Annotated in this window: 18 protein-coding genes, 1 tRNA gene and 1 pseudogene; 11 read left to right on the forward strand and 9 right to left on the reverse strand. The window is 60.1% G+C overall.

Features of this window, described 5'->3' with window-relative positions:
• Window positions 1-102: 102 nt before the first annotated feature.
• Complete coding sequence (locus QY76_RS05620) at window positions 103-1,515, forward strand: sodium:alanine symporter family protein (RefSeq protein ID WP_034164696.1); 1,413 nt, start codon at window positions 103-105, stop codon at window positions 1,513-1,515.
• 54 nt (window positions 1,516-1,569) lie between these two features.
• On the opposite strand, the pseudogene QY76_RS05625 reads toward QY76_RS05620, so the two are convergent.
• Window positions 1,570-2,219 (reverse strand): annotated as a pseudogene (locus QY76_RS05625) (hemolysin III family protein).
• Between the two features lie 609 nt (window positions 2,220-2,828).
• Between QY76_RS05625 and QY76_RS05630 the strand changes: the two are divergent.
• Both QY76_RS05630 and QY76_RS05635 read left to right on the forward strand, forming a co-directional pair.
• Window positions 2,829-3,701 (forward strand): nucleoside-specific channel-forming protein Tsx, encoded by an 873-nt coding sequence (locus QY76_RS05630; RefSeq protein WP_034164695.1) that lies wholly within the window; start codon window positions 2,829-2,831, stop codon window positions 3,699-3,701.
• A gap of 156 nt (window positions 3,702-3,857) precedes the next feature.
• A complete protein-coding gene (locus tag QY76_RS05635; RefSeq protein WP_034164693.1) occupies window positions 3,858-4,682 on the forward strand; it encodes a shikimate 5-dehydrogenase in 825 nt (274 codons plus the stop codon).
• Window positions 4,683-4,723: 41 nt separating this feature from the next.
• Here QY76_RS05635 and ygfZ read toward each other — a convergent pair whose 3' ends face one another.
• Window positions 4,724-5,722: a tRNA-modifying protein YgfZ gene (gene ygfZ / locus QY76_RS05640; RefSeq protein WP_034164692.1), complete on the reverse strand. Its 999-nt coding sequence runs from the start codon at window positions 5,720-5,722 to the stop codon at window positions 4,724-4,726.
• Window positions 5,723-6,070: 348 nt separating this feature from the next.
• Between ygfZ and sdhE the strand changes: the two genes are divergently transcribed.
• Together sdhE and QY76_RS05650 are read left to right on the forward strand one after the other, a co-directional pair.
• Complete coding sequence (gene sdhE, locus QY76_RS05645) at window positions 6,071-6,337, forward strand: FAD assembly factor SdhE (protein ID WP_012849755.1); 267 nt, start codon at window positions 6,071-6,073, stop codon at window positions 6,335-6,337.
• Window positions 6,318-6,734, forward strand: a complete 417-nt coding sequence (locus tag QY76_RS05650) for a protein YgfX (RefSeq protein ID WP_071844118.1) — start codon at window positions 6,318-6,320, stop codon at window positions 6,732-6,734. The genes sdhE and QY76_RS05650 overlap by 20 nt, the downstream gene beginning before the upstream one ends.
• 24 nt (window positions 6,735-6,758) lie before the next feature.
• On the opposite strand, the gene fldB is transcribed toward QY76_RS05650, so the two are convergent.
• The gene (gene fldB / locus QY76_RS05655) at window positions 6,759-7,271 is read right to left on the reverse strand and encodes a flavodoxin FldB (protein ID WP_034164689.1); all 513 of its coding nucleotides are present in this window, start codon (window positions 7,269-7,271) and stop codon (window positions 6,759-6,761) included.
• A 151-nt stretch (window positions 7,272-7,422) separates the two neighbouring features.
• Here fldB and xerD point away from each other — a divergent pair, with 151 nt between their 5' ends.
• The 5 genes from xerD to lysS all read left to right on the forward strand — a co-directional run bounded on the left by xerD (window position 7,423) and on the right by lysS (window position 13,770).
• Window positions 7,423-8,322: a site-specific tyrosine recombinase XerD gene (gene xerD, locus QY76_RS05660; RefSeq protein WP_034164688.1), complete on the forward strand. Its 900-nt coding sequence runs from the start codon at window positions 7,423-7,425 to the stop codon at window positions 8,320-8,322.
• A 27-nt stretch (window positions 8,323-8,349) separates the two neighbouring features.
• Window positions 8,350-9,066, forward strand: a complete 717-nt coding sequence (gene dsbC / locus QY76_RS05665) for a bifunctional protein-disulfide isomerase/oxidoreductase DsbC (RefSeq protein WP_045426732.1) — start codon at window positions 8,350-8,352, stop codon at window positions 9,064-9,066.
• Window positions 9,067-9,070: 4 nt separating this feature from the next.
• Window positions 9,071-10,804 (forward strand): single-stranded-DNA-specific exonuclease RecJ, encoded by a 1,734-nt coding sequence (gene recJ, locus QY76_RS05670; protein ID WP_034164685.1) that lies wholly within the window; start codon window positions 9,071-9,073, stop codon window positions 10,802-10,804.
• 340 nt (window positions 10,805-11,144) lie between these two features.
• A protein-coding gene (prfB, locus tag QY76_RS05680; protein ID WP_107775223.1) for a peptide chain release factor 2 occupies window positions 11,145-12,243 on the forward strand; the annotation gives its coding sequence in 2 pieces (ribosomal slippage) (window positions 11,145-11,219 and window positions 11,221-12,243; 1,098 coding nt in all).
• 9 nt (window positions 12,244-12,252) lie between these two features.
• The gene (gene lysS / locus QY76_RS05685) at window positions 12,253-13,770 is read left to right on the forward strand and encodes a lysine--tRNA ligase (RefSeq protein ID WP_034164683.1); all 1,518 of its coding nucleotides are present in this window, start codon (window positions 12,253-12,255) and stop codon (window positions 13,768-13,770) included.
• Window positions 13,771-13,844: 74 nt separating this feature from the next.
• On the opposite strand, the gene QY76_RS05690 is transcribed toward lysS, so the two are convergent.
• Window positions 13,845-14,834 (reverse strand): YadA-like family protein, encoded by a 990-nt coding sequence (locus QY76_RS05690; RefSeq protein WP_045426735.1) that lies wholly within the window; start codon window positions 14,832-14,834, stop codon window positions 13,845-13,847.
• A gap of 444 nt (window positions 14,835-15,278) precedes the next feature.
• Between QY76_RS05690 and QY76_RS05695 the strand changes: the two genes are divergently transcribed.
• Window positions 15,279-15,352 (forward strand) — tRNA-Gly (locus QY76_RS05695).
• A 131-nt stretch (window positions 15,353-15,483) separates the two neighbouring features.
• Here QY76_RS05695 and QY76_RS05700 read toward each other — a convergent pair.
• The 5 genes from QY76_RS05700 to QY76_RS05720 form a co-directional block, all read right to left on the reverse strand.
• A complete protein-coding gene (locus QY76_RS05700) occupies window positions 15,484-16,086 on the reverse strand; it encodes a DUF5384 family protein (RefSeq protein ID WP_034164682.1) in 603 nt (200 codons plus the stop codon).
• A 12-nt stretch (window positions 16,087-16,098) separates the two neighbouring features.
• Window positions 16,099-16,614, reverse strand: a complete 516-nt coding sequence (locus QY76_RS05705; protein WP_034164681.1) for a hypothetical protein — start codon at window positions 16,612-16,614, stop codon at window positions 16,099-16,101.
• A gap of 711 nt (window positions 16,615-17,325) precedes the next feature.
• Entirely contained in the window at window positions 17,326-18,252 is a 927-nt protein-coding gene (gene lpxL, locus QY76_RS05710) for an LpxL/LpxP family Kdo(2)-lipid IV(A) lauroyl/palmitoleoyl acyltransferase (RefSeq protein ID WP_034164680.1), read from the reverse strand.
• A gap of 563 nt (window positions 18,253-18,815) precedes the next feature.
• A complete protein-coding gene (locus QY76_RS05715) occupies window positions 18,816-21,863 on the reverse strand; it encodes a chondroitinase family polysaccharide lyase (RefSeq protein WP_045426739.1) in 3,048 nt (1,015 codons plus the stop codon).
• Between the two features lie 61 nt (window positions 21,864-21,924).
• Entirely contained in the window at window positions 21,925-24,993 is a 3,069-nt protein-coding gene (locus QY76_RS05720) for a chondroitinase family polysaccharide lyase (RefSeq protein WP_045426742.1), read from the reverse strand.
• Window positions 24,994-25,013 lie beyond the last annotated feature (20 nt).

A 25,013-nucleotide genomic window follows, 5' to 3' on the forward strand; every position in this document is an offset into this window, starting at 1 on the left:
GTTTATGTTACCGCGCCCGTTTGCCGGGCGACGGCGGCGTACTATTCCCGTTTAAACGTCCAATACACCGACAGGCAAAAATAAAAACGGGTAATGTCAGGTATGGAACTTTTGGCACAGTGTGTGAACCGCATCAATAGTCTGTTGTGGAATGAGCTATTGATTTTTTTACTCTGCGGCACGGGGATCTATTACACCCTGCGTCTGGGCTTTATTCAGATCCGGCATTTCGGCTCCGGCTTTCGCGCGCTGTTCGGTGGTATGTCTCTGTCCGGTGATAAGGCGGACAAGCAGGGGATGAGCTCATTCCAGGCGGTCGCCACGGCCATCGCGGGCCAGGTGGGGACCGGGAACCTGGCCGGTCCGGCGACGGCGATCGTCGCCGGTGGTCCGGGCGCTATTTTTTGGATGTGGGTCTCCTCATTCCTGGGGATGGCGACGATTTATGCCGAGGCCATTCTGGCGCAGAAATATAAGTCTTTTGATAAACAGGGACACGTTGTCGGCGGCCCAGCTTATTACATTGAGAAAGGGCTGAACTGTAAATGGCTGGCTGCGTTGTTTTCCGTGCTGATTATTTTTGCGCTGGGTTTTATCGGCAACATGGTGCAGTCCAACTCGATCGCCGCCGCCTTTGAGGGGTCGCTGGGCGTTCCGGGCTGGATCGTCGGGGTGGTTCTGGCCGTGCTGACCGGTGGGGTTATCATGGGCGGGCTGCGCAGTATCGCCTCCTTCACGGAGAAGGTGGTGCCGACCATGGCGGTATTTTATCTGGTCGGCGCGCTGCTGATCCTGGGCCTGAACGCCCACTATATTCTGCCGGCGTTCAAGGCCATCTTCGTGGCGGCCTTCAACCCACAGGCGGTGCTGGGCGGCGGCGCGGGGATCGCTATCCAGCAGGCGATGCGTTTCGGTATTGCCCGCGGCCTGTTCTCGAACGAGGCCGGGATGGGATCAACGCCGCATGCCCACGCGGTGGCCAAGGTGAAACACCCGGAGCAGCAGGGCTTTATCGCCATGATGGGGGTGTTCGTGGTGTGCGTGATCGTCACCCTGACGGCGCTGGTGATCATCACCTCTGGCATGGCGATGTGGCAGCAGGGTGGGCAGGCGCAGGCCTCTTTCCTCGGCGTATTTTCAGGCCAGGGGATTGCTGTGACCCAGCAGGCGTACTCCTATGTTTATGGTCACTTTGGCAGCCTGTTTATTTCCGCCTCACTGTTCTTCTTCGCGTTCTCGACCATCATTGGCTGGTACTACTATGCGGAGACCAACGTGCGCTATCTGTTTAACTCGCAGAAGGCGGTGCGGGTGTATCAGCTGCTGGTGGTCGTCTTTATCTTCATCGCCTCTTTCTTCCACGTGGAGCTGGTGTGGAATATGGCCGATATGTTCAACGGCCTGATGGTGCTGCCGAACCTCGCGGCGCTGCTGCTGCTGTCGCCGGTGGTGATCCGTCTGACCCGCGAGATCGGCCAGCGCCGCCACGGTAGCGCGGTCGCCGAAGGCGAATGACCTAGTCGGGCGTTAGCATCACGGCGGCAGGGGGCTCCTCTGCCGCCGTTTTACTTAGAGGTACAGATAGATAGCGAAGAAGTGACAGGCGCTGCCGCCGAGGACAAAGGCATGCCAGATGGCATGATTGTAGGGAATGCGCCGGCAGACGTAGAAGATAACCCCCAGGGTATACACGATCCCCCCAGCGCCAGCAGCGCGATCCCCGCGCCGGAGAGGCGCATCGCCAGCTGATAAATCACGATTAGCGAGAGCCAGCCCATGGTCAGATAGGTGATCAGCGAGACGATCTTAAAGCGGTGGGCGAAGGCCAGCTTAAACAGGATCCCCAGCAGCGCCAGCGTCCAAATTACCGCCATCAGCCCGCGCGCCAGCGGTGAATCCAGCCCGATCAGTAAAAAGGGGGTATAGGTTCCGGCGATCAGCAGATAGATGGCGCAGTGGTCAAAAACTTTCAGCCAGCGCTTGGCCGCCCGGTTAGGGATGGCGTGGTAGAGGGTCGAGGCCAGAAACAGCAGGATCATGCTGCCGCCGTACAGGCTGTAGCTGGTAATGGCCATCGCGCTGGCGCCGCTGCCGACGGCCTGTACCAGCAGCAGAACCAGCCCGACGATCCCCAGAATAAAACCGATGCCGTGGCTGATGCTATTGGCGATCTCTTCGGTCAGAGAGTACCCCGGTTGCAGCGGGGAAGCGGTTGTCATCATCGTATGATCTCACGCAGCGAAGCCCGATCCACGTCGGACTTAGGTAAGCCGGGGACATGCCTCCCAGCTCCAGGTCATTCCGCCAGCGACGGAACGACCTAGAGTAGCTGAGAATGATTCCAGTGTACACGTGTACGCTAAAAAAGCGGCGCGGCGCGCGGCCATATAATGAGAGTTGATGTGCTTAAAATCACAAATAGTCACCGTGATTATTACTTTTACAACAGCGGATCGCCGCCGTCAGGGCCACTTTTTGCCGCTGCGCGGGGGATTGTCGGGGGTTATGGCTATCTTGTTGAATTTATTAAACTGATTTTTAAACAAAAAAGAGATCTTCTGCACGGAAAACGTCCAACTCATTAATTTGATGAGAATCTCAATTAATGTATTATTCCTGCGTCGTTTTTCTCCGCAATCGTGAACGCAATCGATTACGCTTTTTAAAAAACTCTTACTTGATCACAGTTTTCTGTATCCGTTTATTTCTATAATGCGCCAGGCCAACGAGCGGGCGTTCGCGCGAGTGATGGCTGATTTGTGGCGATGTTGACATGTTGTCGTTGTCTCCCTCTGCGCGGGGAGCTTTTTAAGGTAAGTGGCACTCATATGAAAAAAACAATTTTAGCTGCGGGCGCTCTGCTGTCCTGTCTCTCCACCAGCGTCACGGCAACGGCGGCGGACAATAACGGCGAGTATCTTTCCGACTGGTGGCATCAGAGCGTGAACGTGGTGGGTAGCTACCATACTCGCTTTGGGCCGTTCCGTACCAATGATGTGTACCTGGAGTACGAAGCCTTTGCCAAGAAGGACTGGCTCGATTTTTATGGCTATGTTGACGTACCGAAGTTCTTCGGCGCCGGCAACACGGTCGATAAGGGGATCTGGGATAAAGGCTCCCCGCTGTTTATGGAGATCGAGCCGCGCTTCTCTATCGATAAGCTGACCGGCTTGAACCTGGGCTTCGGTCCGTTCAAAGAGTGGTACTTCGCTAACGACTATGTCTTTGACATGGGGCGTAACAGCGATAGCCGCCAGAATACCTGGTATATGGGTCTGGGGACCGACATTGATACCGGTCTGCCGATGGGCCTGTCGCTGAACGTGTACGGCAAGTACCAGTGGGAAAACTACGGTGCAGCCAACGAGAATAGCTGGGACGGCTACCGCGTGAAGGTGAAGTACTTCGTGCCGTTGACCGAGCTGTGGGGCGGCAACCTGAACTATATCGGTTTCACCAACTTTGACTTCGGCTCCCGTCTGGGCGACAAGTCCGGGGTCGGCAGCAACGGCAATCAGCTGCGCTCCAATAACTCCATCGCCTCCAGCCATATTTTGGCGCTGAACTACACCCACTGGCACTACTCCGTGGTGGCTCGTTACTTCCATAACGGCGGCCAGTGGAAAGAGGGTGCCGCGCTGGGTGAAGATCTGCATCCGACCGGCTGGGGTTACTACCTGGTGGTGGGGTACAACTTCTAATCCCACGCCATGTCTGCATCAGGGCCCCGCTGCGACGGGGCCTTTTTCATGGCTAAAAAGAGGAAGGCGCGCAGGAAAACGAGCTGTTTTTCTGTGCCGCGTTTTACGCCATGATGTCGGGATTGTGCGGCGAACTTTCTGGCCTAAGGAGCTATCATGACCCGACACCTCAGCAAGGATACCCAACTGTGCATGTCGCTGGCGGCGCGCCCGGGAAACTTTGGCACCCGCTTTCATAACTACCTGTATGACGCGCTGGATCTGGATTATCTGTATAAGGCCTTCACCACCTGCGATATCGTCGCCGCTATCGGCGGCGTCAGGGCGCTGGGTATCCGCGGCTGCGCTATCTCCATGCCGTTTAAGGAGGCGGTGATCCCGCTGGTGGATGAGATGGATGCCTCGGCCGCCGGGATCGGATCGGTGAATACCCTCGTCAATACGGAGGGCTGGCTGAAGGCCTATAACACCGATTATATCGCCATCGCCCAGCTGCTGCGCCAGTATGCGCTCGATCCCACCATGTGCTTTGCCCTGCACGGCAGCGGCGGCATGGCCAAGGCGGTCGCCTGCGCGCTGCGGGACGCGGGGTTTACCCGTGGCTATATCGTGGCGAAAAACGCCGAGTCCGGTCAGCGTCTGGCCGCGCAGTATGGCTATACCTGGTACCGAGAGCTGCCGGTGCAGGCGCCGGCCGAGCTGCTGATCAACGCCACGCCGGTGGGGATGCTCGGCGGCGAGTTTGCCAGCGCGCTGTCATTTCATCCCGCGCTTATCGCGCAGGCCCGCGCGGTGTTTGAGGTGGTGGCCATACCGATAGCGACGCCGCTGGTTCAGGCGGCGCGGGCGGCGGGCAAAACGGTGATCACCGGGGCCGAGGTGTTCGCCATCCAGGCGGTGGAGCAGTTTGTCCTGTATACCGGCATTCGGCCGGAGCACGGGCTATTTTTACAGGCCGCCGCCCACGCCCGGGGAGAGTGACGCCCGACCGCGGGCGTCGGCTGTGTCGGGCGCGATGGAGGCTATTCCGGTTGATCCGCGATGCGATAGGGCAGGGGCGACAGCGCGAGCTGGCTCCGCGCATCGTCGCGTACCCGTAGTACGCTGTCTGCCGGGAGATCGCTGCTCAGCACCGCCTGCAGGTAGATGTCGCCGTCGGCCAGCCGCTGTGCCGCCAGCACCGTACCGCTGCGCCGCCAGCTGTCGCCCAGACGCAGCTCCAGATCTTCGCTGGCGTGCGGTAGCCGTTCTGCGCTACCGCGCAGCCAGAACAGCGCCCGCCGGTTGGCGCCGCGGTATTTGGCCCGCGCCACCATCTCCTGGCCGCTGTAGCATCCCTTGGTAAACGAGATCCCGCCCAGCGCCTGCAGGTTTACGGCCTGGGGGAGGAACCGATCGCAGCTGGGCTCATCGATGATCGGGAGCCCGGCTTCGATATCCAGCGCCAGCCACTGGGCGCTATCCGCCAGGCGTGCGCGCGCGGCCAGCGGGGTGAGGAGCCGCGCCGCTTCATCCGCATCATCGCAGATCAGCAGGTAGCGCGGCTGCGGCCAGGCCATATAGAGCAGATGGCTACGGCCGGCCTGCAGCAGCGGCGCATCGGCGTCCGGCAGCCGCGGGAAGAGTGTGCCGAGGGCCTCGCTGGCCTGCGCGCCGGCGACGCCCAGCAGCACTGCCGTCTCATCGCTGGCGATGCTGACCTTGGCAAATACCGCATACTTTTTCAGCTCCAGCGTCTGCAGGGTGGCCACGCTGCGGCGCAGCAGATAGGTGAAGCCGTCGCCGCGGCGCAGCAGGCGCAGGCTGCTCCACAGCTTGCCTTGGGCGTCGCAGTGGCCGCACAGCGTATGCTGCGTGGCGGTCAGCGCCAGCACGTCGGCGGTAAGCTGCCCCTGTAGGTAGCTTGGCGCATCCGGGCCGCTGACGTTGATCGGCAGCCAGTCATCCAACCGTATCAGGGTCAGGGGAAGGTGCTCTGCGGCCAGAGGCGGCTGCGGGGAGAAGGGGGCGTTAAGGTTCATGAGAGTTCCCTGTAAGGTCATACCGGACGTAGTGACCATGGTAAGAAAGCTCGCCCGCAATGCCAATGGTTAATTGCGCTCGATGTGGTTACGTTCAGAAACTGGGCGGTCTCGGCATGAGGTGTTGCGTAACACATTGCAAATCCTGAATAAAAAAGCACGAATAACAAATATTATCCGTGGCAGCGTGGGCAAAATATGACAGAGTGTTAAGGGATTTTCTAAATCAAACGGGTTTTCGCGCTAGAATAAGAGTCAGATTGGCGCGGGATACCGCCAGCGATGCCGGCGTGTGGGCCGGCGTCCCGTCAGTTACCAAATAGAAAACGAAGTCGGAGTGGATGAGTCATGGATATCAATAATAAAGCGCGGGTTCACTGGGCGTGCCGCCGCGGAATGCGCGAGCTGGATATCGCGATTATGCCTTTCTTTGAACATGAGTATGATGCGCTTAACGATGCCGATAAACAGACCTTTGTCCGCCTGCTGGCCTGCGACGATCCTGAGCTATTTAAATGGCTGATGAACCAGGGTAAGCCGGACGACGCTGATCTGGCCCGTATGATTACGCTGATTCAGACGCGAAATAAAGAACGTGGTCCTTTGGCGCTGTAACGTTCACGTCTCCTGGCGTACCCAGGTGATGTTTCTGCTGGGGCACGGCGCGCTGGTTTTGGCGATCCTGCTGGCGCCCTGGCCGGAAAACTACAGCGCATTCTGGCTGGTTCTGCTGGTGGCGGTGATCTTTGAGTGTATCCGCAGCCAGCGTCGGATTGCGCGTAACCGCGGTGAGCTGCAGCTGCTGGCGCCGCAGGTGTGGCACTGGCAGCTGCGCGAGTGGCGCCTGGCCCGGCGCCCCTGGGTTAGCGATCTGGGGGCGCTGCTGATTCTGCAGAGTACCCATGGTGTACCGTGCCGCCGCCGTCTGTGGCTGGCGGCCGACAGCATGAGCCGAGAAGAGTGGGGGCAGCTGCGCCGCGCGCTGCTCGATACGGGCGACGATCGCGCATAGCGAATCGCCGCGCTGGCGTGGTCGCTACAGCAGCTCGGCCGTCTCTAGCATGATCTGCTGGCACCAGCGCTGGAGCCGTGCCTCGCTGAGATCGAACTGGCTAACCTCGTCCAGCGCAAGGCCGGCAAATAGGCGTCCATCGTCCAGCGTTGCCCGAGAGGCGGTGAACGTATAGCCCGCCGTCGGCCAGTAGCCAACCGGGCGGGCGCCGAGCGTCAGCAGGCGATCGTGCAGCATGCCGAGCGCGTCCTGAAACCATTCTCCGTACCCCTGCTGATCGCCCATGCCATACAGCGCGACGATTTTTCCCGGCAGCGGCGGCAGCGCGTCCCACGCGGCCTGCCAATCCTCCTGCTGCTCACCGAAGTCCCAGGTGGGGATCCCCATGATCAGCATGTCGTATTCCGTCATTCGCGCGGGCGAGGTGTCGCGGATGTTGTGCAGGGTGACCAGATCGGCGCCCAGAATGTCGCGAATTCTCTCGGCGGCCATCTCGGTGTAGCAGGTGCTGGAGCCATAAAAAAGACCGATTTTCATTGTGCGTTTGCCATGATTGCCCAAGCGGATACGGGCAGTGTAACAGATTTGAAACCACTGACCGCATCCTGTAGGCTGGCCGTCGATAAGGCGCCGCACGTAGCGTGCAGGCGGGATACCATACAGCGATATTACGGGTTAAGGAGTCGGGGTGCACGAACAGGATCAGGCGCTGATCGAACAGTTTTTGGATGCGCTGTGGCTGGAGAAGAATCTGGCGGAGAATACCCTGGCCTCCTATCGTCAGGATCTGCGCACGCTGGCCGAATGGCTGGCCTGTCACGATCTGACCCTGCTGACGGCGGCGCACGGCGATCTGCAGGACTTCTTCGCCCAGCGCATGGACGGGGGCTATAAGGCGTCCAGCTCGGCCCGTCTGCTCAGCGCGCTGCGCCGCTGCTATCAGTATCTGTACCGGGAGACGCTGCGTGGCGACGATCCGAGCGCGCAGTTGGCCTCGCCCAGGCTGCCGCAGCGGCTGCCGAAAGACCTTTCTGAAGCCCAGGTGGGCGCCCTGCTGCAGGCGCCCTCCATCGATACGCCGCTGGAGCTGCGTGATAAGGCGATGCTGGAGCTGCTGTACGCCACCGGCCTGCGGGTGTCCGAACTGGTGGGGCTGGCGCAGGAGGATATCAGCCTGCGTCAGGGCGTAGTACGGGTGATCGGCAAAGGCAACAAAGAGCGCCTGGTTCCCCTTGGGGAGGAGGCGATCTACTGGATTGAGTACTATCTGGAGTATGGCCGTCCGTGGCTGGTGAACGGCCAGACGGTTGCGGCGCTGTTTCCCAGCAATCGCGCCCGCCAGATGACGCGCCAGACCTTCTGGCACCGGATTAAGCACTATGCCGTCCTGGCGGGGATCGATGCGGAGCGCCTGTCACCGCACGTGCTGCGCCATGCGTTCGCTACCCATCTGTTGAACCATGGCGCGGATTTACGTGTCGTACAGATGCTTTTGGGGCACAGCGATCTTTCCACTACCCAGATTTATACCCATGTAGCGACAGAGCGTCTGAGACAGCTACATCAACAGCATCATCCCCGCGCCTGAGCGGAGGGCAATTCAAAGGAATTCATTATGAAGAAAAGCGTGATTTGGTTGGCATTACTGGCGACATCCGTCAGCGGCCTGGCCCGGGCAGATGATGCCGCGATCCAGCAGTCCCTGAAAAAGCTGGGGATCCAGCAGGCGCAGATCCAGGCGTCGCCGGTGGCCGGTTTGAAGACGGTCTTCAGCGAGGGCGGCGTGCTGTATGTAACGGACGATGGCAAGCATATCCTGCAGGGGCCGATGTATGACGTCAGCGGCGCGGTGCCGGAAAACGTCACCAATCAGCTGCTGATGAAGCGCCTGGATAAGCTGGCGCCAGAAATGATCGTCTATAAGGCACCGAAGCAGAAGTATGTGATCACCGTCTTTACCGATATCACCTGCGGCTACTGCCATAAGCTGCACGCCCAGATTAAGGAGTACAACGATCTGGGGATCACCGTGCGCTATCTAGCCTTCCCGCGCCAGGGGCCGGACTCCAAGGCGGAGAAGGATATGCAGTCGATCTGGTGTATGGCGGATCGCCGCAAGGCCTTCGACGATGCGCTGAAGGGCGAGACGATTTCACCGGCGACCTGTGATGTGAACATCAAGTCTCACTATGAGCTGGGCGTGCAGTTTGGCATTCAGGGGACGCCGGCGATCGTGCTGAGCAACGGAATGGTGATCCCTGGCTATCAGGGGCCGAAAGAGATGCTGGCGATGCTGGATGCCCAGGCCCAGATGAGCCAGAAGAAAGGTTAATGTTTTGACGATGAAGACACGGCTTTGCCGGCGAGAGGCGGCGGCGGAGAGTCAGCTGCCGGATGAGATACCGCCGCTGCTGCGCCGTCTGTACGGTAACCGCGGCGTGCGCAGCGCCGCCGAGCTGGAGCGCGGGGTGAAGGGGCTGCTGTCGTATCAGCAGTTGAGCGGTATTGAGCGGGCGGTGACGCTGCTGCAGGAGGCACTGGCGCAGCGTCTGCGGTTGGTGATCGTCGGTGACTTTGATGCGGACGGCGCGACCAGCACCGCGCTGTCGGTTCTGGCGTTGCGCGCCATGGGCTGCGATAGCGTGCAGTATCTGGTGCCCAACCGTTTTGAGGATGGCTACGGCCTTAGCCCGGAGGTGGTCGAACAGGCCGCCGCCATGGGGGCGGAGCTGATCATGACCGTGGATAACGGCGTCTCGTCGCACGCGGGGGTCGAGGCGGCCCACGCGCGCGGGATCCGCGTGCTGGTGACCGATCACCACCTGCCGGGAGAGACGCTGCCGGCGGCGGAGGCCATCGTCAACCCGAATCTGGCCGACTGCGATTTTCCCTCCAAGTCGCTGGCCGGCGTCGGCGTCGCCTTCTACCTGATGCTGGCGCTGCGCCGTCATCTGGTAGAGCAGGGCTGGTTTGAGCGTCTGGGGCGCCCTGCGCCCAATCTGGCCGATCTGCTGGATCTGGTGGCGCTGGGCACCGTGGCGGACGTGGTCGCGCTGGATACCAACAACCGTATCCTGGTGCACCAGGGGCTGAACCGTATTCGTGCCGGGCGCTGTCGTCCGGGGATCCGCGCGCTGCTGGAGGTAGCCAAGCGCGATGCCCTGCGTCTGAGCGCCAGCGATCTCGGTTTTGCCCTGGGGCCGCGCCTCAACGCCGCCGGGCGGCTGGACGACATGTCGCTGGGGGTGGCGCTGCTGCTGAGCGAGGATATGCCGCAGGCGCGTGCGCTGGCCTGCGATCTGGATACGCTAAACCAGACGCGCCGCGAGATAGAGCAGGGGATGCAGAGCGAGGCGTTGGCGATCTGTGCCGGGCTGGAGCGCACCCTGACGCAGCTGCCCTACGGGCTGGCGCTCTACCATCCCGAATGGCATCAGGGTGTCGTGGGGATTCTGGCCTCGCGTATCAAAGAGCGCTTTTACCGTCCGGTGATCGCCTTTGCTCCGGCCGGAGAGGGGCTGCTGAAGGGATCGGGGCGCTCGCTGCCGGGGCTGCACATGCGCGATGCGCTAGAGCGTCTGGACACCCAATACCCGGGGCTGATGCAGAAATTTGGTGGCCATGCGATGGCGGCGGGGCTGACCATTGAGGCGGCGCGCTTTGACGACTTCCGTCATCACTTTGATGCGCTGGTGGGCGAGTGGCTCGATCCGGCCCAGCTGGAAGGGGTGGTTTGGTCGGACGGGGCGCTGAGCAGCGATGAGCTGACGCTGCCGGTGGCGGAGCTGCTGCGCGACGGTGGACCCTGGGGACAGGCGTTTCCGGAGCCGACCTTTGACGGTCAGTTTCGCATTCTGCAGCAGCGTCTGGTCGGGGAGCGCCACCTTAAGCTGATGCTGGAACCGCTGGGCGGTGGCCCGCTGCTGGACGGCATCGCGTTTAATGTGGATACCGCCCTGTGGCCGGACGCCAGCGTGCGTGAGGTGGAGCTGGCCTATCGGCTGGACATCAATGAGTACCGTGGCAATCGCAGTGTACAGTTAATGATCCAACACCTCTGGCCGCGCTGAGGCAGGGTCAGCAAAATCATGTATTGTAGAGGGGTAACGAAAGTTACCCCTCTTGTTTATTAGCATAATTAATAACTGGGGCGCGCAGATTAGTAAATTCGTTGAACTTCCGCGTTAAGTGCCGGATTTTACAGCAACAGTGCAGGATCTCTGCGTAGGGTCTGCCATTTCTGCAAACGAGTTGCTATAGTCTGTAGGGGTAATGGGATGGGGATTTAGGTTATGCCTTTGCCAGCGTATGGCGAGATATCCCGTTACTTTGCGTTTGTCCTTTTGGCCGGGGGCCGTATGACGGCACCGTGTTTCCCGACCGTTGCACTTTTAAAGAAGATAACAATCTATGTTTGAAATTAATCCGGTAAAACACCGTATTCAGGACCTGTCTGCGCGGACAGATGTTCTGAGGGGGTATCTTTGACTACGATGCCAAGAAAGAGCGCCTGGAAGAAGTAAACGCCGAGCTGGAACAGCCGGATGTCTGGAATGAACCGGAGCGTGCGCAGGCACTGGGCAAAGAGCGTTCCTCCCTGGAAACCATCGTCAACACCATCGATGAAATGCACCAGGGGCTGGAGGATGTATCCGGATTACTGGAGCTGGCGGTAGAGGCCGACGACGAAGAGACCTTTAACGAGGCCGTCGCCGAACTCGATCTGCTGGACGTGAAGTTGGGGCAGCTGGAGTTCCGCCGCATGTTCTCCGGCGAATACGACAGCGCCGACTGCTACCTGGATATTCAGGCCGGCTCCGGGGGAACCGAAGCGCAGGACTGGGCCAGCATGCTGCTGCGTATGTATCTGCGCTGGGCTGAATCCAAGGGCTTCAAAACCGAGATTATCGAAGAATCTGAGGGTGAAGTGGCCGGTCTGAAGTCCGCCACCATCAAAATTAGCGGTGACTATGCCTATGGCTGGCTGCGTACCGAAACCGGCGTGCATCGCCTGGTGCGCAAGAGCCCGTTTGACTCGGGCGGTCGTCGCCATACGTCGTTCAGCTCCGCCTTTGTTTATCCTGAAGTGGATGACGATATCGATATCGATATCAATCCGGCGGATCTGCGTATCGACGTTTACCGCGCCTCTGGCGCCGGTGGTCAGCACGTCAACAAGACGGAGTCCGCCGTGCGTATTACCCACATTCCGACCGGGCTGGTGACGCAGTGCCAGAACGACCGTTCCCAGCATAAGAACAAAGATCAGGCCATGAAGCAGATGAAAGCCAAGCTTTATGAACTTGAGATGCAAAAGAAAAATGCTGAACGGCAGCAGATGGAAGATACCAAGTCCGATATCGGTTGGGGTAGTCAGATCCGTTCTTATGTGCTGGATGACTCCCGCATAAAAGATTTACGTACTAGCGTTGAGACACGTAATACACAGGCCGTGTTAGATGGCGACCTGGATAGGTTTATTGAGGCAAGTTTAAAAGCCGGGTTATGAGGAAACACTATGTCTGAACAACAGCAACAAGGCGCCGAACAGGCTCTGGACTTAAACAACGAAATGCAGGCTCGCCGCGAGAAACTGGCGGCTCTGCGTAAGGAAGGCATCGCTTTCCCTAACGATTTCCGCCGCGACACCACCTCCGATAAGCTGCACAGCCTGTATGACGGTAAGAGCAAGGAAGAGCTGGAAGCGCTGAACGTTGAAGTTTCCGTTGCCGGGCGCATGATGACCCGCCGTATCATGGGTAAAGCCTCTTTCGTTACGCTGCAGGATATGGGTGGCCGTATTCAGCTGTATGTTGCCCGTGACGATCTGAAAGATGATGTTTACAGCGAACAGTTCAAGAAATGGGACCTGGGTGACATCATCGGCGCACGCGGTACTCTGTTCCGCACTCAGACCGGCGAGCTGTCCATTCATTGCCACTCTATCCATCTGCTGACTAAGGCCCTGCGCCCGCTGCCGGACAAATTCCACGGTCTGTCTGACCAGGAAACCCGCTATCGCCAGCGTTATCTGGACCTGATCGCCAACGAGTCTTCCCGCGAGACTTTCCGTACTCGCTCCAAGATCCTGGCCGCTATCCGCAACTTCATGGTCAACAAAGGCTTCATGGAGGTCGAAACCCCGATGATGCAGGTGATCCCGGGGGGCGCCTCCGCCCGTCCGTTCATCACCCATCACAATGCGCTGGACATCGATATGTACCTGCGTATCGCGCCGGAGCTGTACCTGAAGCGTCTGGTGGTCGGCGGCTTCGAGCGCGTGTTCGAAATCAACCGTAACTTCCGTAACGAAGGCGTCTCTCCGCGTCATAACCCCGAGTTCACTATGATGGAACTCTATATGGCCTACGCGGACTACAAAGACCTGATTGTGCTGACCGAAGAGCTGTTCCGCACCATCAGCCAGGATGTTCTGGGCAGCAGTGTGGTGCAGTACGGCGATCAGACCTTCGATTTCGGCAAGCCGTTCATCAAGATGAGCATGAAAGAGGCCATCTGCCACTACCGTCCAGACATCGCCTCTGCCGATCTGGATGACATGGATAAGGCCTGCAAGATCGCCGAGTCCCTGGGCATCAAGATCGAGAAAAGCTGGGGCCTGGGCCGCGTACAGTGCGAAATCTTTGATGAAACGGCAGAGAGCCAGCTGATTCAGCCGACCTTCATCACCGAATATCCGGCTGAGGTTTCTCCGCTGGCGCGCCGTAACGACGAGAACCCGTTCATCACCGACCGCTTTGAATTCTTCATCGGCGGCCGTGAGATCGGTAACGGCTTCTCCGAGCTGAACGACGCCGAAGATCAGGCGGAGCGTTTCCTGGATCAGGTGAAAGCCAAAGATGCCGGCGACGACGAAGCCATGTTCTACGACGAAGACTACGTGACCGCGCTGGAGCACGGCCTGCCGCCGACCGCCGGTCTGGGCGTGGGTATCGACCGTATGATGATGCTGTTCACCAACAGCCACACCATCCGTGACGTGATCCTGTTCCCGGCGATGCGTCCGCAGAAATAAGCGTTGTCCTCATCGCGTATCAGCCCCGGCATCGCCGGGGCTTTTTTTTTGTCATCTACGCCGGTTTTCGCCTGTTACCAGCCATAGGCGATACCGGCACCCACGACATCCCCTTCGGCGCTGTTCCACGCAGAGGCCAGACGAATGTCGGTGTGCGGCGTTACCTGGTACTGCGCCCCGACGGCCAGCGCGTTGGCGTTCTGATAGTTGGCGACGCCCACCCCGACGCTAACGGTCTGCCGGGGGGTATAGGGAATATCGGCCATCGCGGTGACGGAGGCGATACCGCCATTGCTCTCGTTATGCTGGTCGGTCATCTGCTGCTGCAGCCGGTTGACTCGTCCTTCTATCGCATGGCCGAACCGGTTGAGGCGCGCATTGGCTGCCTGCATATCGTTACGCTCTGTATTGCTTAAGCTACGGCTATATCCCCGTAGCTGGCTGACGTTGACCGCATCCGTCGCCTGCGTGCCTGCGCTGAGGTGGGTGAGCTGACGCGTGCTGCCGGGGGCGCCGATAGAGACGCTGTTGACGCGCGCGGTCTGGCTGTTGGCGCCGAGGGCGACGCTGTTCATATAGGAGGCTTGGCTATCGTTGCCCAGCGCCATGCTGCTATACCCGGATGCTCGTCCGCTGACGCCGATGGCGGTGGAGTAGCTGGCGCTGGCCTGGGCATCGTCGCCCAGCGCTATCGCGTTATCGGGCGTGGCCTGGGCCCCATCGCCGAGCGCCGTGGAGTGCTGTCCCGCCAGGCTGGCGGCCCCGGCGGCCAGCCCAGACTGTTGGCTGCGGTTTTCGTTACCGATGGCGACGCTGTTGGCGCCGCCGGAGTAGGACTCGGCGCCGATGGCGGTAGCGGCGTCGCCGCGGGTACGGCTGCTGGCGCTGAGCGCCATATCATAGCTGCCGCCCGCGCAGTTACTGTCGTTGCCCAGATGCACATCCAGGATCCCGCGATGGACGGCGGCGGCGTTAGGGAGTGCCGGCGCCGCGACGGCGTCGTCAAACGGTGAGACGGTCAAAAGAACGGCGGTAGAAATAATACTGATGCGGAATAGGGACATCGTAATATCCTCTTTTTTATCAATGATGGCTCAAGTATTAAAACTGTTGGATATTATGATGTTGTATTTGTAATCTGCCGTTTTCTTATGCAAATTGCGCTCTGTATTTTTAGATAATCTCCCGCCGTGTCAGCTTTCGGTTGCAAATGTTTTCTCTGACATACTTATTGGCTATTTCAGGCGATCAATTACGTTGTGATTACTGTTTCAGGTGATATTTCAGGGCATGTTTCAACTGTCATCCTCTCGCCAGCGCTCCCGGGGAGAGCGCTGGCGAGAGGGGCGAAAGGGTAGAACGTCTGCCGTGGAGAGGGAAGGCGGCGGCCGAAATGGTGAAGAAAACGGCACATGGGCGGGTTGATAAGATATCTGCTGAAATATTCATCACTTAGCTCAGTTTCCTCTTGCTGCGGCGAGGGAAGTGACTATAATGGTTCACACATCGCGGGCGTAGTTCAATGGTAGAACGAGAGCTTCCCAAGCTCTATACGAGGGTTCGATTCCCTTCGCCCGCTCCAGATTTGCAAACCCTCGCCTCGGCGGGGGTTTTTGCTTTTCGGGCCCGGAGCGGGTCCCCCGGCATAGCCCGCGGCTTTCACGAGATAAAAAAAGGGACAGGCCGTCGCCTGTCCCATCGCGTCAGAGCGGATCAGTTAAACCATCCGCTGGCCTTGTCTGCGGCGGCCTTGCCCGCATTCTCAATCCCGCTTCCCATCCGCTCCTTGAGGTGCTTATCGCCCTCGCTCTCGTTGCGAATGGCGTCGCCGACGGCGGATTTGTTGCTGATTTCAGCGCGTCGTTCAGCCGCATCCAGCTGCATCTGGTTTTTCTGCTCTTCATCCACCAGCTTGCTGCGGGCATGATTACGGGCTTTGGACAGCTCCAGCTCCGCGCGGCGCGCGTCCATCTCCATTTTCATGTTCTCCAGCTCCATCTGTCGCAGCTGATCTTGGTAGGACTGCTCGCGCTGCTTATCGGCCATCCGTTCCTGATGCGCCTCCCGCTGTGCGGCAAGCTGCTGCTGCTCCCGCTTGAGGCGGGCTTGCGCGGCGGCACGCTGGTGCTGTGCGGCGACGGCCTGCTCATGGCGTAGGTGGGCCTGGCGGGCGGCTTCTTCCTGCGCCTGTCTGCTGGCCTCCTCTCTCACTCCCTGCTGTTCGGCGGCGGCGACCGCGTTTAGCTGGGATGAAAGCGGATTGGCGCAGGTCAGCGTCGGTATCGCCAGCAGCAGGGCGATTAATGGCTTGCGCATATTAGACCCCGCTTATGACTTTTTCGGGCAGGCCGCGTTTGGCTGGATACGGGTTTCCCCTTGCTCCATAGAGATCACCAGCGCGACACCCGGCTGGAACTGGCAGGTTTCGCCAACCTGAGTCGAGGTGTAGATCTTGCTGCCCTCTTTATAGGTCAGGGAGACGCCGTGCACCAGTACCTTGTCTTTGACCAGTGAGCCCGCGGCGGCGCCGGTCGCGGCGCCGGCGGCACCGCCGGCAACGGCGCCGGCCTTGGAACCATGCCCCAGGTTGTAGCCGCCGGCGGCGCCGGCAACGGTGCCCAGGATCGCGCCGACGGTCTGCGCCATCTCTTTGTTCTCTTTATTATCTACAGCAACCTTGGCAGGCAGAATAGAAATAATATTGACGGTTTTGCTCTCCTGCTTCTGATTCAGCTGCGTCGGATTATAAACATCGGCGGCATATTGGTCCGCATTATTCATACAGCCGGAAAGGAATAAAGAGGAGGATAACGCTAGCAGTGCACAGGAAGTTTTTAATTTCATTTAATATACCATTCTCTGTCAAAAAACGCATGGCGGCACGAGATGCCGCGGCGGAATATCGTTACGCAAGAGTTCTCTCACCGTCTATGACGGTGAGTGGGAGGAAGAGGAGTTGGACAATCGAATTATTCTGCCGGTTTGATTATAAAAGTTGATGCATTTGCACTCTAGGACGATGATGCATCGTCCCTGATGCAGCGCAAGGAACGACAGACTAATTTATAACTGATTGGATTTAACGCTTTTTATCTTCCGGGAGTGATTCTATGACCGATGTCTCATGCTGTAAACCCTGAGGTTGGGCCATTGTGCTTTGGAAAATGCTTAACATTTGACTTAGTACGCTATTGCCGGCTGCTGATTTGGCTTAGTCCGCGGCGCTGAGGGGGATAAGGTATAATATATAAAATGAGTTAATGTGTTTGTCGTGTATTTACCGATAGACATAAACCGTTAGGTTATTTGACGATGGTCAAACTGGAGGGCGCAATAGTATAAAAAATGGTTTAATGTTGGCTTGGTTTTTTCAGTTTATTACATTCCTGTTGTCTGGTTTTCTCTATTATATTCCGTGTTGTTATTTTATGTTGTATAAAATAGTGGATTAAGCCCCAGTGCCGATAGTCGATCGACGTCTCTGTTCGTTAACCCGGCAGCGGAGGTATATCAAGATATCAACTGCCGGGTAAACGATGCCGTGGGCGGTGTGGTCTAACGGGTATACAGCGACGGCATGCCCTCTGGGCGGGTCTTAAAGCGGCGGTGTAGCCAGAGATACTGCTCTGGTGCACGCAGGATTTCGCGCTCGACGATGCGGTTCATGAAGGTGGCGGCCTGTACCATGTCGTGCGCCGGGTAGCCTTCCAGCTCGGGCTCGATAATTAACTGATAGCCCTGAGCGTCGGGTTTGCGGATCAGGACGGTGGTCAGTATCACGGCGTTGGATAGCCGGGCCAGGGTGGCGGTGCCGTTGGTGGTGGCGGCGTTGCTGACGGCAAAGAATGGCGCAAAGGAGCTGCCGCGCGGGCCGTAGTCCTGATCGGGGGCGAACCAGACCGCCTCGCCGCTTTTCAGCGCTCCGACGATCCCTTTCAGGTTTTTGCGATCCAGCATCTGTTTATTGCCGCGCGAGCGCCCGCGGGTCTGTAGATATTCCAGCACCGGGTTGTTATGCGGGCGGTAGACCGCCATCATGGGGTTGCACAGCCCCATGACCCGTCCCCCGAGATCGAGCGACATAAAGTGGACGCCGACGACCAATACCCCTTTCCCTTTCGCGCGCGCCGCCTGCATATGCTCCAGGCCAGAGACATCGAACCAGCGGCGGATGCGGCGATCTGACCAAAACCAGGCGATGCCGAGCTCAAACAGTGAGATCCCCAGGGACTTAAAGTTTTCCCGGACGATGTGTTCGATCTGCGCCGGCGTCTTCTGTGGAAAGCATAGCGTCAGGTTTTGACGGGCGATGGAGGCGCGCCGGGCCATCAGCCGCATGGCGCACAGGCCCAGAAAGCGCCCCAGGGCGCAGATCCAGCGGTAGGGCATCTGTACCAGCAGGTAGAGCAGGCCGATACCCAGCCACAGGCTAAGGTAGCGGGGATGCAGGTACGCCTGGCGGAAGTGAAACGGCTTTTTCATTGAAAACCTTATTTTTATCTATTGGACTGCTTATTATTTTTATCGCGATGGCAGGATGGTGCAGCCATGGTTTTTTGATGTTATTTTTATCTGTGTCTTTGGGTGTTGATATCTATCTATTTAATTAATGTGCCTCTATTTCCTATATATATTGACAGGTTTTATGACGCTTCTTTTGTATTATGCCTGTTTCCAGCCATGGTGACGCCGCGGAGAGGGGAGCATGTCCGCTGATCTCTGATTTTCAGATAAAACCTACTGTTAGCGGGTAAACGGCGCATCAGAGAAGAAGGCCGGCGGGAAGACCCCCGGGAGCTTAGGTCGAATAAATGCGGAATGTTTGCCCTATGGCTGCAAACCAGCATCGCATTAACTCACGCACGGGGGGTTTTAGCAAGTTCTATTTTGTCAGGATAGTGCGGTGGAGGTAGAGGATTAGTCTGATAAATATTGTTGCGCTAGTGATATATAAAATATATTCACCTGGTACCGTTTGATTTAAGCGTATCCGGAGTGGCGAAGGGCGGCGTTGCTGCGGCCCCTCGCTTACCGATAGGCGGGCGTTAGCCGCGGTTGAGCGTTAGCTCCAGCGGCTGCGCGGCGCGGGTGGTGACGCGCAGCAAGGTATTATCGCCCTGGCGGATCAGGCTGGCGCCGCTGGCCGGCTGCGCCAGCTGCCAGTGCCCTTTCAGCGTCAGCTGTGCGTGCTGGGGCGTCGGCTCACTGCTGCGCCAGGGACGGGAGTAGATGCTGACCTCTTTCTGTTTGCCGTCGGCGCCGCGCTGTTCGGGATCGTCCCCCTGATACAGCGCCAGATCCGGGTTGACGATGCTCAGGCGCAGGGTGTCTTCGCCCGGCGCCAGCATGGCCATCAGCGGCGCGTCGACGGCGAGCAGCAGACCGTCGCCCTGGCGCTGGGCGGCGCGGAAGAAGGCGTAGCCCTCCTGCCCGCTGTTCTGATCGCGGACGGCGTGCAGCGTGTCGTCCTTTTGCAGAACCCGGTAGGCGGGGGCCTTGGCACCGGGATCATCGATAGCGATGGCATACTCATATCCCTGCTGCTGCGGCGCGGTGCCGTGCAGCAGGCTGGCGACGGCAAACAGCCCCTGCGTCGGCGCATCGTTGCGATCGTCGACGGAGTGCTGCTGGCGGTAGCTGACCCGTACCTGCTGACCCGCCGGTAGCCAGTAGCTGTTACCCGCCGGATCGACCAGATGGGCCGCGCCCTGCAGCGTCCGCAGGCTGTCCGGCTGATTGATTCGCTCTCCGTTGACGCCGATCGGCTGCTGCTGTGGGACGGCAAACTGGAACAGGGTGGTCTCTGTCGGGTGCTGACTGTCGCTGTTACTAATGCCGGAGCCCAGGGCGATCACGCGGTTATCGAACAGGAAGTAGGATTTATTCGCGCGCAGACTCTCCTGCCCATACTTGCTGTGGCCGTGCAGCTTCATCGCAAACATGCTGTTGCCGTCCAGCGCGTTGGCGCCAGCGTAGTTTTCCGTCGACAGCAGCATCTCCTCAATGCCCGCCCCCGGCAGCTGGTTCAGCTGTGCCTTGAGTTGAGGATAGGGCAGGATCACCGTCGTGGTGCCCGGATAGCGGTTCCAGTCCCAGCCCGCGTGGCGGAATCCCTGTTGTGCCTTATCGGCCGGGATGATCTCCAACTGACCATACTGTAGGTATCGGCCATAGCGGTTGTTCTTCTCATAGCTTTCGTTACCCACCAGATAGCGACTGAAACCGCGGGCGATGGCCAGCCAGGATCGGCCGTCGCTCTGCTGCCCTGCGCGGCGCTGGATGGCCATCGCCGCATAGTTCATCGCCCAGGCGCCGCTGGGCTCGGCCTCGGCGGCGATCGCGGCGAACTGCGCCTCTCCGGCCAGACGGGCATAGGCGGCGGCCAGCGCTGGATCGACCGGCTGACTGCCGTCCGGGGTACCGGCCAGCGCCATCCACTTAAACGGCGCAATGGTAATGCTGTGCAGGCCGGTGGGATGCCGGCCGCTGAGGGTCAGCGGGATCTGGGTCTCTTTGGTGTAGATGCGCATTTTTAGCAGCACCTCTTTCAGTCGCTGGTGCGCCTCCGTCGGCAGGCGGAAAGGCGAGCTACTCATGGCGTAGACCGTCGGTGCCAGTCCGCCGAAGGCATCCTTAGCGTAGGCCGGGTAGTGCTGAGAGTGATGGAAGATAGCGCCATCGGGCTTAAAGCCGCCGCCGACCCCCCTGGAGCTTAATACGGTTTTCGCCAGCCACTGGCTGGTCTGGGCCAGCAGCGCGTCGCGCTGGGCGGGATCGGGTAGCATCAGAATGCTCTTCACCATCCACTGTAGCTGGGTGTTGAGGATGTCCACATTGGCATCCACAATGTCTGCCGCAGGTTCAAAGATGCGCCCGGTGGCGTTGTACCACATCATGGCCTGCTGCGTCGGCGCTAGCAGATGGTGCTGGGCCAGCAGGTTGCGCTGAACAAACCAGGCGTCGAACAGCTCCCGGGTCTGATAGCCGACGTGGGTGATGATCTGGTAGCCGCTGCCGCGGGCGAAGCCCTGATCGAGGACATAGCGGGTGGTATCCAGGAACTGGCGCTGCAGCGCGTCGCGCTGCTGTGCCGTCAGGCTGTCGCTGCGCAGGTAGCGCGCGCTTTGCAGCAGCGTTTTACCGACGTCGCGAATGGGATTTCCCGCGGTGAGGGCATCGAGGGTCTGCGGGGTGAAGACCCCCTTCACCTTCATAAAGTGTTGGCGGTTAGGGTGGTCGAGCGGGGTTCCACCGACGGTACCATCCGCCAGCGTACGGATGCCCAGACGGCGGTAGGCCTCAAGGTTCTGCTCGATCTGTTCGGGGCTGACGCGGCTGTCGCTGCGGATCCCCTGGTAATCGTCGAAGCGACGGTACAGCGAGGCGCTCGGACCGCTGCTGTCGCTGAACGCGACATCGAAGTTGAGGGTGGGGAAGCGCTGACGCAGCATCTCGTCATACATCAGCAGCGCGCTCCAGTTTTTGCTGACCATGTCGTTGACCGCGCGATTGGCAAACGGCGTCGTATAGTCGGGGAGCGGCCAGCGGTTATCCACCGGCACCGCCGGCATCAGCTGATCAAAATAGAGCGTGCCGGCCTGGGTCGGCGCGGTGATGGTCAGACGATCCATCGCGGCGCTCGGCGTACCCTGCATATCGCGATAGGGGACGGCGATGCCGCGCCAGCCCTGAAAGTTGAGGCCGGCCTGAAAGTGGGCGTCGCTGCGTTCGCCCTGGCCAAAGCGGAAGGTGAGCGTATCGTCGACGGGCCGCTCGTTGTAAACCCAGACCATAAAGGTCAGCGGGGTTGCGCTGTCGGCGGCGTCGCGGTAGCTGATCGGGGTCTTCACGGTCAGGGTGGCGCCGGGCTGATAGCGCCACTGCAGCGCATGCTGCCCATCTTTGGCGCGCAGATCGCTGATGCGTAGCGTGGCATTATGGGTGGAGATCGACGCCGGCAGCGTCTGTTCAAACAGATAGACGTGACCGGCGCCCGGCTCCTGGCTGACCGATGGCAGGGCGGCGCAGAGGGGAGCGGACAGACAGGCCAGCAGCCCCAGGGTGATGGTATTGATGCCGTAATGGTTGTGCATGGGCAGGTATCCCGTAATCAAGCGTGGGCGGTGCGGACGGGAGGCCCCGTCCGCGATCCGGTTAGGGCATTTTCTTCAACGCAATCTGCTGTGGAATGCCGAAGTCGATGCTGAACCGCAGGCGGGTTTCGTCGCCGCGCGTGGCGCAGGCGATCCCGTCGACCGGCGTGGCAGGCTGCCAGCGTCCCCGCAGGGTGACCTCGATCGTGACCGGTTTCGCCGCCTTCTGGCGCGTCATGTTCAGATCCGGCGTCACGGCACTGAGCACCAGGCCGCCGTCCTGCGGCCGGGTCATCACGATGGCCGGGCGGTTGACGCCGATCACCGGCCCCTCCTTCAGGGTTTGCGCCCGGTAAAAGGCATAGCCGGTGACCTGGCTGGCGTTGTCGCGGATCACGTGTACGCCATCCCGGCTGCGGATAACCGTGAAGGGTGCATTCCCCGGCTTCAGCTGCTGCGCCAGCTCGCGCATGCGCTGCGGCGTGGCGTCAAGCACTACCAGGTACTGATAGGTGCCGTTCTTGACCGCCGTACCGTGATTGAGCCAGGCGACGCTGAACTCCCCCTCCGTCGGGGCCATGCTCTTATTATCGGCGGAGCGCTGCAGCTGGCGGCGCACCTCTGCCGTCGGCCCCTGCACCAGCAGGTAGCCGTTGCCATCGGCGTCGATCAGCCAGTCGCCGTTCTGCAGGTTGCCCTGCCAGGCGGCTGCGTCGATACGCTGACCGTTGACCCAGATGGCGCTGTCGCGCCCCGGGGCGTTGGCCAGCTGGAACAAGGTGGTCTCCAGCGCGTGTTTACCGTCGCTGCTGTTCAGATCGCTGCCGACCATGATCAGGCGGTCATCAACGGCCAGGACGCTTTTCAGCGCGCTCAACGCCTGATCGAAGCTGGGCTGATCACGCATCGGACGCAGATCGAAGGCCAGCATGCCGTAGCGGCCATCCAGCGACGAGGCGCCGCTGAATGGGTGAGCACCGCGCTGCATCAGGGTGTGGCGATTCGGGCTGTTGAGCGCCTCCAGCGGCAGGTGCAGCGTGGTCGCCCCCGGCATGCGGTTCCAGTCCCATCCCGCCTGGCGGTAGCCCTGCTCCTCCTGCGGGCCGTGAGAGACGATCTGGACGACGCCGTGGCTCTGGTAGCGGCCATAGCGGTTGTCCTTAAGGTAGATCTCAGAGGACCAGACGTTGCTGTTAAACGCCTTCAGGGTCACCATCTTGTCGCGCCAGCGATGAATGCCGAAGGCGCCGCCGTTGAAGGCATAGAACCCCTGCGGCAGTGCCGCCGGTTGAAGGGGCTCGCCGAACAGGGTCTTCGCATCCGCCGCCGTCTTATTCGCCAGGCGCAGGTAGATGGCGGCTAGGGTGGCGTCAGGCCGTTTGCCGTAGGACATGGCCAGCCAGTAATAGGCGTTGGTCAGACTCTCCAGCGAGGGGGAGTTAAACGGGTGGTGCCCGGCCAGCGAGATACCGGTCTGCGGGTTGCTGTAGATCCAGGCGGCCACCATGGCCTGTTTGAGCTTGTCCAGCCCGTCCTGCTGCAGGGCGAAGGGGGTGCCGCGTAGCAGATAGGCCAGCTGGGCCGCATTCTTGAACGCCGGGAAGGAGTAGCCCGGGTAGTTCCCCTCATGGCGCCAGGCGGTGCCGTCGGGACGCAGGCCGTCGTTACTGCCCGGCGGCGTCTGGGCCAGAGCATCGCTGATGTAATGGCTGAAGCTGTTTAGCAGGTCGATACGCTGCTGCGGGTCGGGCTCCAGCAGCAGCAGGGCCAGATGCTGGCGCGACAGGGTATTGAAGTAGTCCAGGTTGCTGCTCTCGGGCCCGACCTTCATGTCGAAGCTAGCCTTAAACTCGCGTGAGTACCACAGCAGGGCGTCGTAGACCGGCTGCGTTAGCTTGGCCTGATCCAGCACCGGGGTCATCAGCAGCGCCGAGATGTACCACCAGCGGGCGCTGTAGCCCCAGTGGTGGGTGGTGACCAGACCGCTGCCCTGGGCGAAGCCCTGGTCGAGCAGGTGACGGGTCATCAGCAGATACATATCGGCCAGCTGGCGCTGCACGGCAGGATCGCGGCTTTGACGATAGGCGTGGCTGATGTTGAACATCAGCGTGGTGTAGTCGCCTAGGATGACGTAGCGATCGAACTTGGCCTTATCCTGCGCGCTCAGGTGCTCCGGCTGGTAAAGGATCTTCTGTTTATCGGTGATCAGGTGGCGGCCGCTGAGGGTGCCGTCGGCGGCCTGGCGGATCTGCAGGGCGTCGAAGGCGGCGCGCAGTTTGCCCAGATCCGCCTCGGCTTTCAGGGTGCTGTCCTGCGGGCCGTTGACGAATTCGTCGATCAGGCGCTGGCGGATCAACTCGACGCCGGCCTGGCTGGCGGGTGTCATCGCCAGCGTCGGCGTGGCGCGATGGAACTGGATCTCCGGCTCGGTATAGCGGGTTTTGACATGGTAGTCAGACCATTGATAGCGTGCGTCATCCACCGAGATCATCACCCGGTCAATGAACAGGCGGCCTGACTTCTCGCCGGACGGCGCTCGGAAGCGAATGGTGTCGATGCGATCGCCGAGGGTGCGGCCCACGCTGGGCTCCGCCGCGTCCTCGTCGCTGCGTACGCCGGCGCCGCTCATCTCCCGGTTGGCCAGATCGTTGTTCAGCGAGACGCCGACGGCGCGCCAGCCGCGGAAGTTCAGCTTGACCTGGGTGCCGGCGTCGGCCTCATTGGTGCCGTTCAGGCCATTGCCAAGATCGACGGTCAGGACGCCATCGATGGGATGCTCGTTATAGATCCAGAAGGAGAGGACCGGCGTGGCGGCCCGTCCCCAAATCTTGGAGACCTGGGCATCCGTTGGAATATTCATGGCGTGGCGCAGCAGCAGGCTGCCGCCGCGCTGCCAGTCCCAGACCAGCGCCCGTTCCCCCATGATGGCGCGCTTATCGCTCAGGGCGACGCGCGAGCCGGATGTGGTGGTGATGTCACGGAGATCTTCCGGCTGATCAAAGCTGTAGATCTGCGAGCGCATCATCTCGGCGCGATCGCGGGCGTTGGCGTCCGGGGCCGCCGTGGCCGCCGCGTTGAGTAGCAGGGCGGCGATGGAGGCCGCCAGCAGGGTGCGATGCATGGATAACATGGTAGATTCCCTTTCCCAAG

The organism is Edwardsiella sp. EA181011 (assembly GCF_000800725.1).
GTDB classification, from domain to species: Bacteria; Pseudomonadota; Gammaproteobacteria; order Enterobacterales; family Enterobacteriaceae; genus Edwardsiella; species Edwardsiella anguillarum.

Bases quoted from the DNA above. Each gene is read 5' to 3' on its own strand.
- QY76_RS05630 (WP_034164695.1), top strand. From the start codon at position 2,829: ATGAAAAAAACAATTTTAGCTGCGGGCGCTCTGCTGTCCTGTCTCTCC.
- dsbC (WP_045426732.1), top strand. From the start codon at position 8,350: ATGAAGAAAAGCGTGATTTGGTTGGCATTACTGGCGACATCCGTCAGC.
- QY76_RS05720 (WP_045426742.1), bottom strand. From the start codon at position 24,993: ATGTTATCCATGCATCGCACCCTGCTGGCGGCCTCCATCGCCGCCCTG.
- fldB (WP_034164689.1), bottom strand. From the start codon at position 7,271: ATGAAAATCGGTCTTTTTTATGGCTCCAGCACCTGCTACACCGAGATG.
- ygfZ (WP_034164692.1), bottom strand. From the start codon at position 5,722: ATGAACCTTAACGCCCCCTTCTCCCCGCAGCCGCCTCTGGCCGCAGAG.
- QY76_RS05700 (WP_034164682.1), bottom strand. From the start codon at position 16,086: ATGCGCAAGCCATTAATCGCCCTGCTGCTGGCGATACCGACGCTGACC.
- sdhE (WP_012849755.1), top strand. From the start codon at position 6,071: ATGGATATCAATAATAAAGCGCGGGTTCACTGGGCGTGCCGCCGCGGA.
- QY76_RS05635 (WP_034164693.1), top strand. From the start codon at position 3,858: ATGACCCGACACCTCAGCAAGGATACCCAACTGTGCATGTCGCTGGCG.
- lysS (WP_034164683.1), top strand. From the start codon at position 12,253: ATGTCTGAACAACAGCAACAAGGCGCCGAACAGGCTCTGGACTTAAAC.
- QY76_RS05690 (WP_045426735.1), bottom strand. From the start codon at position 14,834: ATGTCCCTATTCCGCATCAGTATTATTTCTACCGCCGTTCTTTTGACC.
- QY76_RS05705 (WP_034164681.1), bottom strand. From the start codon at position 16,614: ATGAAATTAAAAACTTCCTGTGCACTGCTAGCGTTATCCTCCTCTTTA.
- QY76_RS05620 (WP_034164696.1), top strand. From the start codon at position 103: ATGGAACTTTTGGCACAGTGTGTGAACCGCATCAATAGTCTGTTGTGG.
- lpxL (WP_034164680.1), bottom strand. From the start codon at position 18,252: ATGAAAAAGCCGTTTCACTTCCGCCAGGCGTACCTGCATCCCCGCTAC.
- QY76_RS05715 (WP_045426739.1), bottom strand. From the start codon at position 21,863: ATGCACAACCATTACGGCATCAATACCATCACCCTGGGGCTGCTGGCC.